This window comes from Ignavibacteriota bacterium, assembly GCA_016713565.1.
In the GTDB taxonomy this organism is placed as follows: Bacteria; Bacteroidota; Ignavibacteria; order Ignavibacteriales; family Melioribacteraceae.
Genome location: JADJOX010000008.1, coordinates 695,659 through 709,006, shown reverse-complemented (window position 1 = coordinate 709,006; position 13,348 = coordinate 695,659). Strand labels below are relative to the sequence as shown.

At 31.0% G+C, this 13,348-nt stretch carries 15 protein-coding genes and 1 pseudogene; 2 read left to right on the top strand and 14 right to left on the bottom strand.

The annotated features are described in order from the left end of the window. The first annotated feature begins 124 nt into the window (after positions 1 to 124). A complete protein-coding gene (locus tag IPK06_17810; GenBank protein ID MBK7981825.1) occupies positions 125 to 499 on the top strand; it encodes a hypothetical protein in 375 nt (124 codons plus the stop codon). An 852-nt stretch (positions 500 to 1,351) separates the two neighbouring features. Here IPK06_17810 and IPK06_17805 read toward each other — a convergent pair. From IPK06_17805 to IPK06_17745, 13 genes and pseudogenes are all read right to left on the bottom strand, one after another. Then, complete coding sequence (locus IPK06_17805) at positions 1,352 to 2,119, bottom strand: ABC transporter permease (protein ID MBK7981824.1); 768 nt, start codon at positions 2,117 to 2,119, stop codon at positions 1,352 to 1,354. 1 nt (position 2,120) lies between these two features. Continuing rightward, complete coding sequence (locus IPK06_17800) at positions 2,121 to 3,026, bottom strand: ABC transporter ATP-binding protein (protein MBK7981823.1); 906 nt, start codon at positions 3,024 to 3,026, stop codon at positions 2,121 to 2,123. Positions 3,027 to 3,285: 259 nt separating this feature from the next. Beyond that, positions 3,286 to 3,396, bottom strand: a complete 111-nt coding sequence (locus IPK06_17795; GenBank protein MBK7981822.1) for a hypothetical protein — start codon at positions 3,394 to 3,396, stop codon at positions 3,286 to 3,288. Between the two features lie 6 nt (positions 3,397 to 3,402). Continuing rightward, positions 3,403 to 3,546, bottom strand: a complete 144-nt coding sequence (locus IPK06_17790) for a hypothetical protein (protein ID MBK7981821.1) — start codon at positions 3,544 to 3,546, stop codon at positions 3,403 to 3,405. 17 nt (positions 3,547 to 3,563) lie between these two features. Then, positions 3,564 to 3,731, bottom strand: coding sequence for a hypothetical protein (locus tag IPK06_17785; protein ID MBK7981820.1), 168 nt, complete (start codon positions 3,729 to 3,731; stop codon positions 3,564 to 3,566). A 63-nt stretch (positions 3,732 to 3,794) separates the two neighbouring features. Next, positions 3,795 to 4,247, bottom strand: coding sequence for a cupin domain-containing protein (locus IPK06_17780; GenBank protein MBK7981819.1), 453 nt, complete (start codon positions 4,245 to 4,247; stop codon positions 3,795 to 3,797). Positions 4,248 to 4,288: 41 nt separating this feature from the next. Beyond that, a complete protein-coding gene (locus IPK06_17775; protein ID MBK7981818.1) occupies positions 4,289 to 5,029 on the bottom strand; it encodes a carboxymuconolactone decarboxylase family protein in 741 nt (246 codons plus the stop codon). Between the two features lie 45 nt (positions 5,030 to 5,074). Continuing rightward, positions 5,075 to 6,702: pseudogene (locus IPK06_17770) on the bottom strand (carboxylesterase family protein). Between the two features lie 114 nt (positions 6,703 to 6,816). Next, positions 6,817 to 7,740, bottom strand: a complete 924-nt coding sequence (locus IPK06_17765; protein ID MBK7981817.1) for an aldo/keto reductase — start codon at positions 7,738 to 7,740, stop codon at positions 6,817 to 6,819. Positions 7,741 to 7,818: 78 nt separating this feature from the next. Continuing rightward, positions 7,819 to 8,265: a nuclear transport factor 2 family protein gene (locus tag IPK06_17760; protein ID MBK7981816.1), complete on the bottom strand. Its 447-nt coding sequence runs from the start codon at positions 8,263 to 8,265 to the stop codon at positions 7,819 to 7,821. A gap of 28 nt (positions 8,266 to 8,293) precedes the next feature. Beyond that, a complete protein-coding gene (locus IPK06_17755) occupies positions 8,294 to 9,304 on the bottom strand; it encodes an alpha/beta hydrolase (GenBank protein MBK7981815.1) in 1,011 nt (336 codons plus the stop codon). A gap of 92 nt (positions 9,305 to 9,396) precedes the next feature. Next, entirely contained in the window at positions 9,397 to 10,215 is an 819-nt protein-coding gene (locus tag IPK06_17750) for an aldo/keto reductase (protein MBK7981814.1), read from the bottom strand. Positions 10,216 to 10,264: 49 nt separating this feature from the next. Continuing rightward, positions 10,265 to 11,317 (bottom strand): alpha/beta fold hydrolase, encoded by a 1,053-nt coding sequence (locus tag IPK06_17745; protein MBK7981813.1) that lies wholly within the window; start codon positions 11,315 to 11,317, stop codon positions 10,265 to 10,267. A 219-nt stretch (positions 11,318 to 11,536) separates the two neighbouring features. Here IPK06_17745 and IPK06_17740 point away from each other — a divergent pair, with 219 nt between their 5' ends. After that, on the top strand, positions 11,537 to 12,448 hold the full coding sequence (locus IPK06_17740; protein MBK7981812.1) for a helix-turn-helix transcriptional regulator: 912 nt from the start codon (positions 11,537 to 11,539) through the stop codon (positions 12,446 to 12,448). Between the two features lie 315 nt (positions 12,449 to 12,763). Here IPK06_17740 and IPK06_17735 read toward each other — a convergent pair whose 3' ends face one another. Then, positions 12,764 to 13,297 (bottom strand): T9SS type A sorting domain-containing protein, encoded by a 534-nt coding sequence (locus IPK06_17735; protein MBK7981811.1) that lies wholly within the window; start codon positions 13,295 to 13,297, stop codon positions 12,764 to 12,766. Between the last annotated feature and the right edge of the window lie 51 nt (positions 13,298 to 13,348).

The window sequence follows — 13,348 nt, the reverse complement described above, 5'->3', positions numbered from 1 at the left end:
TATAAATTAAGTGTAGTAAATGAATTAACAAATAACCCGTTAAAACGACAAAATGTATTTTGAATAAATAGGTTATATTCTTAAATTTGACATATTATCTGATATTTTTCAATACTCCAATAAAATGTTAAAAAAAATCACAATATCCATTTTCATATTACAGATTTTTGTTTACATTCAAAGTACAACAATAACTTGGGGATTATATTTCATTTTTAAGGATTATATAACTGAAAAATATTGTGAGAATAAAAACAATCCCATGTGTGGCGGGAAATGCCAAATAGCAAAATTTGAAGGCGGAACATCCAAAGAAAAAGCACTTCCTAAATTTGAGCCTCGTTTGCCGGAAATAAATCCATTTTTAGTAAATAAGCTTATATCAAGTCAAAATTTACAAGTAATAATTAAATCATTTCCTCCTGTTATGGTAGAAGAGGAAACAGATGGTTACTCTTTAATATTATATAAACCTCCTAAAAATAATATCCTTTCTTAAATATTATAAAATAAATAATTATACAATTTCTGTAAAATTTAATTTATCAATAATTAAATAACCATTGCATTTATTTTTTGTATAATTTTTTTGAAATTTAATTAAAAATTTAATAAAAGGATATTTTATGCTATTTCATAGAATACTTAAAGGAATTTTATCTGATAAGGAATTTTCATTTTATTTTGTAAGTAAATAATTTTGAAGAATGTATTTTTTTTGAGTCTATTAAATTCTAATTTATTTTTTTATGCACAAATTATACCATTTTCTGTATCTAATGCAAAATATTACTTAATATTAATAATGAACATTTTAATTTAAGATATAATCCAATAGCCTCCCTTACTTGAATATTTAGTCATATCCGGTTGTGCATGTCGATATCATATAATTAAAAATACTTTTAAAATTATTTATGCCCGCCGGCGAACAAGATTATTCTTAAAATTCTTTGATTCCATATTTCAACAATCTCCAAATCTAAAATTATCTCCCGGATATTTAGCTCCTCAGATAGAGCCGGTGTGTTTAAACGGCAACCTCTCCTATAGTTGAGTTATTTTTAAATTGTGTTGATTTGGATTGCATTAAAAAGAAAATACTAATCTAAAATGTCATAAATTTATAATTTTGGAGAGGGTTTTATTCTAGTACGCAATTAGCATTCCGACTGCCCATAACCACTTCAGAGCGAAAATATATTATTGAAATTACGTACAAAAAGTTGACACTAATTCGACTTTCCCAAATGATGCGAAGAAATGTAAGTAACTTATGTAAAAGTTTCAAACCCAACTTAAATAAAAACTTTTGTGGTAAGTTCGCATATTTAGCTTACCATTTCTTTTGTTACCCATTATAACTTTTTGTGAAATTCAAATAACTCATACAGAAAATTACTATAAAATAAAAAATACTAACGATATGATAATCTTCTAAAAAATAGGATGGATTTGATGAGTAATTCAACATTTTTATTGGGTAGGAATAAGGTAGTAGAACTGTCAGTCCACCTCTGCCATTCAAGAGTATCGCAAAAGCAATTCCTGTGAGTCCAATTCCAAAATTGACAATTAAATTTTTAAGCCTGAAACTCAACCAAAAATGAATTGCTATAATAGACAAAACACCAATAAAAAACTTAGTAAGAAAAATAACTATTTCAATCCAACAGGGATTAAGCTCTAAAAAATTTAATTGTTGTTTGTAAACACCTAACAAGCATCCATTGGCTAATGTGAATAAAACAAAAAGTATGAAATAAATGCTAATCAAAGAAAATACAAATAGGTATTTGCTAAGAAAGAAACTGCTCTTTGAAATGGGTAAAACGAATATGTGTTTCCATGAATTTGACTTATGCTCGACATCGAAAAGTAAGCCGATAATAAGAATGATAAAAAGTGGCGTAAATAAGGTTATGCCATTAAATGATCTGATGAAAATCTCTTTCCATGGGTTTTCACCCGTTTTCGGGATAAATAATTCCCAGTTGTAGGCATAAGTGATAAAAATGGTAAACGGTATAATTGCAGCCCCAATAAAAGTCAGCCATAAAGCATAAGTGTTTTTTGATTTAATTATTTCAGCAGAAAATGCCTTACTTATTGATGACATGTTAATTATTAGTGATTGTTAAAAATATTTCTTCTAAGTTGTTGGTGGTTACATGAAAATGATAAATATCTAATCCTTCATAGACAAGTGCTTTGCATATCTTAGATACCTGCTCTCTGCTTTGAAATACTATTTGTATACCTTTTCCATTATTATAATTTATCTTATAATCATTATTTAAAAGAGAAAAGGCTCTTTCATTATCATTTGTTTCAATTTGAATTAATGAATTCTCATTTGGCAGATTGTGCAGTTCATTAATTGTTCCCTGAAATATCAATCTGCCTTTATTGATAATTCCTAAGTGTGTTACAATTTTTTCAATTTCAGAAAGTAAATGGCTTGAGATTAATATTGTTGTTCCATATTCTTTGTTTAATTTAACAAGTAGTTCTCTTGTTTCTATCATTCCCTGAGGATCAAGTCCGTTTGTAGGTTCGTCTAAAATAAGTAATTTAGGTTCTGATAAAAGTGCTAAAGCTAAACCCAAACGTTGCTTCATACCCAATGAATATTCTTTAACTTTTTTCATCGAAGAATTTGATAGTTTAACAATTTCCAAAACTTCATTAATCCTTTTATAAGAAACATTTTTGATTTTTGTTGTTATTTGCAGGTTGTCAAATCCCGTTAAATGTTCATATAAGGAAGGCATTTCAATCATTGCACCAATATTTTGAAAAATCCACAGAGATTCAGTCGTAATTGATTTGCCAAAGAGTTGTATGTTACCAATATTTGGTTTAAGCAATCCAAGTAATAATCTGATTGTCGTTGTTTTCCCTGCTCCATTTGGACCTATAAAACCATAAATATTTCCTTCTTCAATCTTTAAGTTTATGTCATCCACTACTAATTGATTTTTTATAAATCCGAAATTAAGATTTTGAGTTTGGATTATTGCCATTTCATTTTTTTTGTAGATTTTTTAAAAAAATTTCAGTTAAAGTACAACTTATTGTTTAATAATATAGTAATATTTTTTTTAATATAAATATTGCATGTAGTTAAATAATTGTTGAGTACAAAACTCAAATTATTTTTACTATGTAACTTTATTGGCAAGTCCAATTATATAAAAATTCTTAAAATTTATTTTTGTTATAATCTTTTTATAGATAAAAATAAAATATTCTTCACTTTATAAAATATTCATAAGGATTAATTTAATTTTTCTCTTCAAATGAAGTAAATCCATTATCTGTAAATATTATATAATCCAACACTGATATATCAATATTTTTACCTGCCTCAGCTAATTTCTTAATTATTGAAATATCTTCTCACGATGGTTCAATATTGCCGGATGGATGATTGTGGGCAATTATAATACTTGAACAAGTTGCGACTATCGCTCCTCGAAATACTTCCCTGGGATGGACTAAACTGCTATTTAACAACCCTTCTGATATTATCTCAAAGCCTATTACCTGATTGCTTGAGCTTAACCAAAAACTACAAACTTTTCTTTAACCTCACATGTAAATAGAAAATTGAAATTCTCATAGATTGTTGAAGGTGATGTAATTTTAACTTGACGATCTTTAAGTTCGGGATAAGTTTCGCTGGTATCTTTAAATTTCCAATTGATTGTTTTAATGCATTGTTTCAATGGATGCACATTTGATTGTTGATAAGGTAGTTTAATTAGAAATCTTATATTAATAATTCAGTTTTATTTAGTAACACTGTAATATTCCTCATCTGTAACAGGCTGCAACCAGATTACATTTCCTTCATCAATATTCAAACTGACCGCTATATGTGAAAATTCACTATCTGGTGTCGCTCCATGCCAATGAATCATATTTGGCAAAATCTCAACATAATCGCCTTTTTTTAATAATTGTATTTGCTGACCTTTTGCTTGGTAGTATCCTTGCCCGCTAGTTATAAAAAGAAGTTGTCCCCCCGGATGAGAGTGCCAATAAGTCCTTGATTTAGGTTCAAAGGTTACAAGTCCATATCTAGTATTAATACTACTATTATTAGTTCCCATCATATTAAGCCAAATTGAACCCGTAAAATTTGGGCTTTCAACTTTTTCACCTTTAGGAAATATTGTATCGGATACTTGTTCTGAAAGTTTATTCTGTTGAGTAGCTGCACAACCAATTATTAAAAACATTATCAACATTGTGATAAATTTTATTTTCATATTTACCTTTTTCATTTTTTATAATTACTTAATAAATCATTTAAGACTTCTTCTGCAGCTTGTATTTCATTATTACCTATCACTGAGCTAATTATTTGCAAAAATTCATTCAATTGATGCGGTGTAAATCCTTGAACTAAACAAATTTGAAAATGTGAACGAAGCATTGGCTCAACACCACCAATACTGGCTAAAACAGATATTGTTATCAATTCTCTTTCTGCAAATGTTAGAACATCTCGTTCAAAAATATCAGCGAATAAATGTTCTTTTAAAAATATTTCTATTATTGGCGCAAATTCAGCATATCCGTTTTTCAACTCAGATTGTGGTTTTCCGGTTAATTTTTCTAATATCGCTTTACCTCTCTCATATTTACTTTCTGTTTCATCAATTGGTGAAGCCTCTATCCCAATATTATCAATTATCCCTTTAGATCTTCTCTCATCAAGCACTTCCATAAAAGTTTGTAATCCTCTTATACTTCTGGGGAAGCCGCAATATGCATAAAGATGTACCAATAATTCTTTAATTTCATTTATTGTAAGGCCATCATCTAATCCGTTGTTTAATACCAATTTTGCATTTTCTAGATCACCCTTGGCGGTATAAGCCGAAATTTGAATGATTCTTTGCTGTCTTGCTGATAATTGCATACTGGTTTCATTTTTGTTTTGGCCAATAATATTGTTACAAAAGCTAATTAAAAATATTATCCATATAACTATTTTGAATGATACTCTATTTATCATTTTTTATAAAGTCTAATTAGTAATATTTTTCTATTGAAAAGTATTTCAAAACTTTTCATTTGCTTCAACTGCTTTTTCAATTACATCCAATCTATCTTTTTTAGGATCGGGTTTACTAATAGATTTTCCATCTCGTTGAAATTCCATAATTTCATTTTTTGATATATCATAAATTGGCCAATACGGTACTCCTTCACTGTTGGGGTTGCCGGTTTTAGCAAAATTTACCCAATATGAATTCATTATCTGAGATACTTCCTTGTCTTTATCCGATATTGTGTCAATTCCCCATCGTGCATTTAAATTGTTAAAAACATAGGCAATTTCTGAACCATGCGGAGCACCAAAAAGTAGTCTTTCATGTATTGATTCCGGGACGTAAGAAAAAAGATAAACATACGCTGAATCACCCGCTCTTGCCCAAGTTTTAGCTGTAAATCTTGCAGGTTCAGCCCACACCTTATCTGTATTGACCATTGTAAGCATTTCCGCTAATTCAACTTTACCGTTTGGATCATACACTGCATTCATTTCGTCTCGCAAATTGCCAAATAAATTTTTCAGTTCCTCCTTTGTATTTGCATTTATAAATCCGGCTGAAACTTCGGCACTATTTGATCCTATTATTATAGGTACACGTTTTTGTCTTCCATTTTCATAACAAACTTCAGCAGTTTCAACAACCATTTTTCCATCTAGGATTGGTCCTGAGTAAATGGCAACGCTACCCTGATCATTACTTTCTTGACCACCGTCTACAATTTCTTCCACACTTAGTGCTCGTAATTTAGCAAGTGCAACCGCATCTGAACCATCAATACCATGTTTAAGTGCAAAGTTAATTCCTATTGTTTCAGCTGAAACCGGATAATAAGGGTCTGCATTTTCTTTATTAATTGGGCGCCCGGTAAGCACACCATCTCGTCCCCACCAGATTCTATAATCGCTTTATGAAATAATCCATTTGCCGATGGTATTGAAAGAAGCGAATGAACAGCAACACCGCCTGCTGATTCTCCAAATATTGTAATATTGTTCGGATCACCTCCAAATGTAGAGATATTTTCATTCACCCATTTGAGAGCCGCAATCATATCCATATACGCATAGCTTCCTTTTGGTTCTTCTGGATTTTCTATACTTAAAGCCGGAAATGCAAAATGTCCTAATCGACCAAGACGATAATTAAATGTTATTAAAATAATACCTTGTTTAGCAAATGCACTACCATCTGTAAGTTGACCAGAGCCACTACCACCTACAAAACCACCACCATGTATCCAAACCATTACCGGAAGATTTGATCCTTTTTTAGTTTCTTTGGGAATCCACAAATTTAGATAAAGACAATCTTCGGATGAGCCTTCAGCTATAGTTCCAGACCCTCTAGGCCAACCAGCTTGTGCACAATTCGATCCATATTCGGTTGCATCAAATATTCCTTCCCAAGGAACTACAGACTGCGGAGGACGCCAGCGATATTCGCCTACTGGCGGAGCTGCATAGCGAATTCCTTTAAAAATTGAGACTTCTCCTTCATTAATACCACGTAAAATTCCAGAAGTTGTTTTAATATTTGGCGTATAAACCAGTACAGCACTTTTTTCTATTGTTTGTGCATTTAGAGAAAATGCTATTAAAAATAAAATAAATTCGAATATTATTTTCTTCATCGTAAATTTTTTTTGTTACTGATTTTATTTATTTATGAATACAACGTAATAGAAAACTTGAAATAATATTTAAAGTAACTTCCCAAATTCACAGCATTGTTCGTTTAATACTTGTTACCTAACCCAACTATCAAGCTGATCTATCGTTATATTGAAAAAACGTTTGTCTTTGTTCAAGGAACGCATAGCTGACATTTCATTATCACTTAACTCAAAGTCGAAAATATTTATGTTTTCATTTATATGTACTGGATTTTTAGAACATGGAATTGCAGAAAAACCTTCTTGCATATGCCAACGAAGTATAGTCTGTACGATACTTTTTCCATGTGCATCAGCTATTTTTTTTATCACCGGGTCGGATAGTAATCCTTTGTCGCCATGTCCTAAAGGGTACCAACATTCAATAATTATATTGTAAGGTTTAACCCACTCTCGTATGTCATTTCGCTGCGCATATGGATGACATTCGATTTGCAACGCAACTGGTTTAATTTTCATACTATCAACAATTGAATGGAAGCGTTCTTTGCTTGCATCAAAATTACTGATTCCTAACGAGCGTACTTTGCCCAACGCAACCGCTTTTTCCATATCTTTCCATGCATTGATATAATCACCAATGGGCTGATGAATATAAAGCAAATCGATGTAATCTATCTGAAAGCGTTTTAATATAGTATCGATGGATGCAATCGTTTTGCCATTTGCATAATCAGAAACCCATAATTTGCTTGAAATAAAAAATTCTTCACGGCCAATGCCGCTTTCTCGCATTGCTTCACCAACAGCTCCTTCAACCCGATAAGCAGTCGCACAATCAACATGACGAAAACCATTTTTAAAAGCTTCAAGGCATGCTGTCTTTGCGTCTTGATATGAGATTGCAAAAGTACCAATTCCTATTTGGGGCATTTCCATTCCATTGTTCAATTTTAAAGTTGGTACATTTTTTATATCTTGTGAATTAATATTAATCGTACTGACGAAAAACAAAACTACAATAAATAGACTAAAATAATTTTTTGCTGTTTTCATTTTTTCCCTTATAATTTTTTGGAACTATTGCACTCCTCATTCTCAAAATCACTTTATTATCGTTTTGAATACCGATTCTTATTGAACATTTGGGGTAAGCAGCTTAGTAAATGATAGTGAACCTAATTTCCAATTGTCACTGTGTTTTATGTAAACTTCAGTAACCTCAAAGTGATTTGTTACTTCATTTCCACCTACAATTGCCAGTAACGTAATTTTATTTAGTAGTATAGCAGTATTATCAATAATATTTACGGATACTTCATGTATATCGGCATGCTTATACCAAATTCCGCCGCTTTTAATAATATTAAGTTCTTGTACTTTGCCCCAAGCTCCACCCATATGCACGAACATGGACTTTTCATGGAAGAGTGAATCGAGCTTATCTACATTTTTGTCTGACATCCACTGCCATTTATCCTTGGAAAGTTTAATAATATTCTGCTCTTCATGAGAATTTTGTGCGATTAATAAATTTACTGTTATGAGTGTCATAAATAGTAATATAGTTTTTGTTTTCATTGTATTATCCTATTTGATTATTGAATAATCATAAATATTTATCAAAGAATTCTTTGAGTTTATTCATCGCCTGATCTACATACTCCGGGATATAATATGTTTGAATGTGAGTCGCTCCATCAATCAAAAATAATTCTTTTTCGTTTGTGCCAGTTGCAAGTTTAAATGCGCTTTCAGTCATGTAATATGTATCGGCTTTATTTCCGGCTATCATTAACAATGGTTGATTAATTAAATTCATATTGGTAGTTGCATCAAAAGCCATAAGATCAAGCAGACTGCTTGCGGTATATCTAAACGTCGAATTTGGGTGTGCATGAGTTCTGTTATAATAATAATGACCTTCGCGGTATAAATCAAAAGGCATTTTATCAGCCATCTCATCTGTTGTTTTTATATTTGCAATATAACTTACTTCTCCTCCTGCCGCCTCCAGCGAACGAGCTTCCGAAGCTTGTTTTAAGCGTTCTTGAATTGTTGCAATCTGTGAATCTCTAAATCCATTTCGTCTAACCAATCCGGAATTAAACATGCTTAAGGTAGCAATAGCTTTAAATCGTTTATCTGTTTGAGCAGCTGCCAAAGAATAACCGCCTCCGCCACAGATTCCTAATAATCCAATCTTCTCTTTATCTACACCTTTATAAAGTGATATAAAATCAGCCATCCCTCGTATATCTTCAATTCTATTTGCCGGTTTATCCACATTCCGAGGTTCACCTCCACTTGCGCCTTGGAATGAAGCGTCTGCAACAATTGCGATATAACCTATTTCTGCTAATCGTTGTGCATATAATCCAGCTACTTGTTCTTTAACACCTCCATTTGGATGTGCCACAACAATGGACGGATATTTTTTCAATAAATCATAATTTGGAGGTGTATAAACATTTGCAGAAATTTCATTGTTATTCAATATATATTTTACTTGATGGATATTTACTTTCCCAGGAATATTTTCAATTATTGCACCATCATAAACAAGAGTAAATGGATTTTCTATTTTATTTTGTCCTGAGACATTTACACAAAGTGTCATTAGAATACCTATTAATACTTTATTTAAAAAAACTTTTTTCACAACTTATTCCTAGAATATTTTTTGTTAATACATTTTATTTATTAATATTTTTATAAGTCAACTTTTCTGCTTCCAAGCCACTTAACCATTACAGGATCACGATGATCAAAAAAACTGCTTGTCTTCGTATCAAGTCTTGTTATTGCTTCCATATCTTCTGATGTCAGTTCAAAATCAAGACATCTAAAATTTTGCTCTATTCTATCTTGATTAACTGATTTTGGTATTGCTACTATTCCTCTCTGCGTTAACCATCTAAGTACAACTTGAGCCACAGATTTATTATTTTTATTTCCAATTTCTGATAATAATTCATTAGTAAATAAATTATTCTTGCCTTCAGCAAACGGTCCCCATGATTCTAATTGAACTCCATTTTCTACCAAGAACTTCTGCGCTTCAATTTGTTGATTAAAAGGATGTGTTTCAATTTGATTTACTGCCGGTACAATTTCATTGAACATAATAATATCCATTACACGATCCGGATGAAAATTACTAACACCTATTGCTTTTACTTTACCATCTTTATAAAGTTCTTCCATCGCTCTCCATGAACCATGAACATCCCCATAAGGCTGGTGAATTAAGTACAAATCCAAATATTCAAGCTGTAGTTTTTCCAATGATTTCTCGAACGCTTTTTTTGTTTTTTCATAACCAGTATCTTGAACCCAAAGTTTTGTAGTTATAAAAAATTCTTCTCTTGTAATTCCACTTAATTTAATCGCATTTCCAACAGCAGTTTCATTCATATAAATTGCTGCTGTATCTATTAGTCTATATCCCGTTTCAATTGCTTGAAGTACACTATTTTCACATTCATTTAGATCGGTTACTTGAAAGACTCCAAATCCAAGTATTGGCATTTCAATGCCGTTATTTAATTTACTGAATTCATTTTTTTTCCTATTTATTTTAATCTAATTTCTTTTTCGCAAACCAATCTGATAATAAATCTGCAATATCTAAATTGTTCAAATCTGAAAATGGGAAATGCGTATTTCCCTTAATTCCAATATCCGGCAAATGAACAACAGTTACATCTCCTCCATATTTGTTTACGGCATCTCTCCATAACATTGCCATTTCTAATCTCACTCTCCATCCATCCTGACCAGGATTACTATTTGGTTTTTCTGGTATAAAGTCACCATAATAAATTACAATTGGAATTTTTGTAAGTTTAAGAAATTCATTCATTGGAATGCCAATTGCTTCAAGTGTTCCTCCTGAACTGGACATTGGTTTAGACATTTCATTTTCCGGAAAGAGAAAACCACTTCCGGGTTCATAAGAAACAATTGCTTTTACATTTTGATTCTTCAAAGCAGTAAGCCAACCCATTCCACCGGAATGTGAATGCGTTATCAGAATTGCGTTTCCAATTTTATTGAATAATGCAGAAACCGCATCAGCATTTACATTTACATCAATCTGTCCAATACTTGGAGTCATAGCACGGAAATATTGGTCAAGGGTAGAAGAGTCGCGTGCAAATTGTACACCGTCAAAATAATTTGGCCACACTCCAATTCGGAACGTACCAAACCATTGCTGTTCATCGGGAATCGGTTCTATTTTTGCAGAAACTGTGCTGCGTCCGGCGTTTCCTCTGCGCGGCTGATCAATTATATAAACTGGGAAGTTTCTTCGTAGAAATATATTTTGAAATCCTTCGCGTCCATCCGGAGTTGTTTCCCACGTTTTCGAAAACTGTCCGAAACCATGCCACATAACTAAAGGATATTTTTTTGCATTTATTGGGATTTGATAATAAACATACGCATGATCGCCATGGAAAGTTTGACCTTCCGGAGTTGGTTTGTATGGATCGAAATTACCGGAATTTTTAATTACTTTTCCGCCAACTGTAAAACTTCCTTGCTGCTGAATTATTAAAAAGTCTTGATTCATTGAACTGCAAGCGGATATAAAAAGTATTGTCACAAATAAAATCTTATTTTTCATAAAACTATTTTCCTTAAATATTCATAATTCTTACTTATTGTAATATCCATAAATCTGTAGTGGTAATAACAATATTTTTCATCTTAAATATAATATCTTGTTTTTGCGAAAACGGTATATGAATTACAGTATTATCTACCATTTTTACTTATTATCTTATGGTTTATTGCAAAAATCAGTTATAAATAATTAAGTTTGATTAAAAATAAATTGAGATTTATGCAAAAAATATTTAAATATAATACTGTTAAAGATTATAATGATTTAAATAATCATAAAACCCTTCATCCATTGGTAAGTGTTATTGATTTTTCAAAAGCACCTCCACGTTCTTGGGGCGGTAAGAAATCCGTAAAATTATATTTTGGTTTCTATTGTATTTTTTTAAAAGAAATTAAATGCGGCAACTTAAAATATGGTTGTAATTATTACGACTATCAAGAAGGTACATTAGTATTTCTAGCGCCTGGTCAAGTATTGCAAATTGAAAACGATGGGAAAGTCTATCAGCCAAAAGGCTATGCTCTTGTTTTTCACCCAGACTTAATCTATGGAACTAATTTAGCAAAAAGCATTAATGATTATAATTTTTTTAACTATAGTGTTAATGAAGCTTTACACTTGTCAGATCGTGAGAGACAAATTATAATGGATTGTTTTTTAAAGATAGATTTTGAATTAAATAACAGCATCGATAAACACAGCAAAAAATTAATAAGCTCAAATGTTGAACTTTTTCTAAATTATTGTGAACGATTTTATGATCGTCAGTTTATAACAAGAGTTAATGCAAACAAAGGTGTTTTGGAAAAATTTGAGGAGCTTTTAAATAATTATTTTAATTCAGAAAAACCTTTACAAATTGGCTTACCAACAGTTACTTACTTTGCAGATCAACTTCATTTATCTTCAAATTATTTCGGCGATTTAATAAAAAAAGAAACCGGAAAATCAGCAAAAGAATATATCCAAAATAAAATAATAGATATTGCTAAATCTAATATCTTCAATTCTGATAAAACTGTAAACGAAATTGCATACCAATTAGGTTTTAAATATCCTCAACATTTTTCTAGACTCTTTAAAAATTTATCTGGTTTTACACCCAGTGAGTATAGGTCGCAAAATTAGATTTAATCAGTTAATTATAAATTATTTTTCAATCAGCGGAGCTTAACAAACCATTGCATAGAAGCTGTTATTGAGGATGGAGTTTTTAGACTGGCTGAACTGCGATGCAAAATTTAGTAGTTAATAAATCCCTTCTCTGAGACTGCATTCATCACCAAGATCTAGAAGTGTTTTTCCATTGAGGACTTGATTATTTTCAACAAAAGCCTCAGAACCGGAGCTAATCTTTTTAAGGTCTATTTTTGAATTTTACAATGAAAATTATCAGATATTTGATGCAACCTTTTTAGATCGCAACAATAGAAATTTTAATATTTATTTCGCTAAAATCATTTTCTTGCTTTCTAAGAAATTGTTTACTTTCATTGTATAAAAGTAAACACCGCTTGCAAAATTTGATCCGCTAAATTCTACATCATAACTTCCCGGAGTTTTTATTTCGTTCACTAATTCCTTTACTTTTCTTCCCAACGCATCATATATCGTAATATTTACATTTCCCATTTCTTCTATTGTATAATTTATTATTGATGTAGGATTAAACGGATTCGGGTAATTTTGAAATAATGCAAATTCATTAGGTAAATAATTTATATGGTCTGTTAGATCAGTAAGAATCCATTGTTCTTCATATTCAAAACCAATTTTTAGAATATAATTATTGTTTTTTGATGTGCCTATCACAGTTTGACCAATTATATTTTTAATTTTTCGATTTTCACTGGTTAAATTGCCTGCTCCATTAAAAAATACACTTTGCTTAATTTTGTATTGTGCTTCCAAATTTCCATTTTGCAAAAACGTAAAAATTATACCGAGAACAATTTTAATGCCGATTTGTTTATTCATTTACAACTCCACTATATATAGTATTCTTTGGTAAGATTTAATTCATTAATT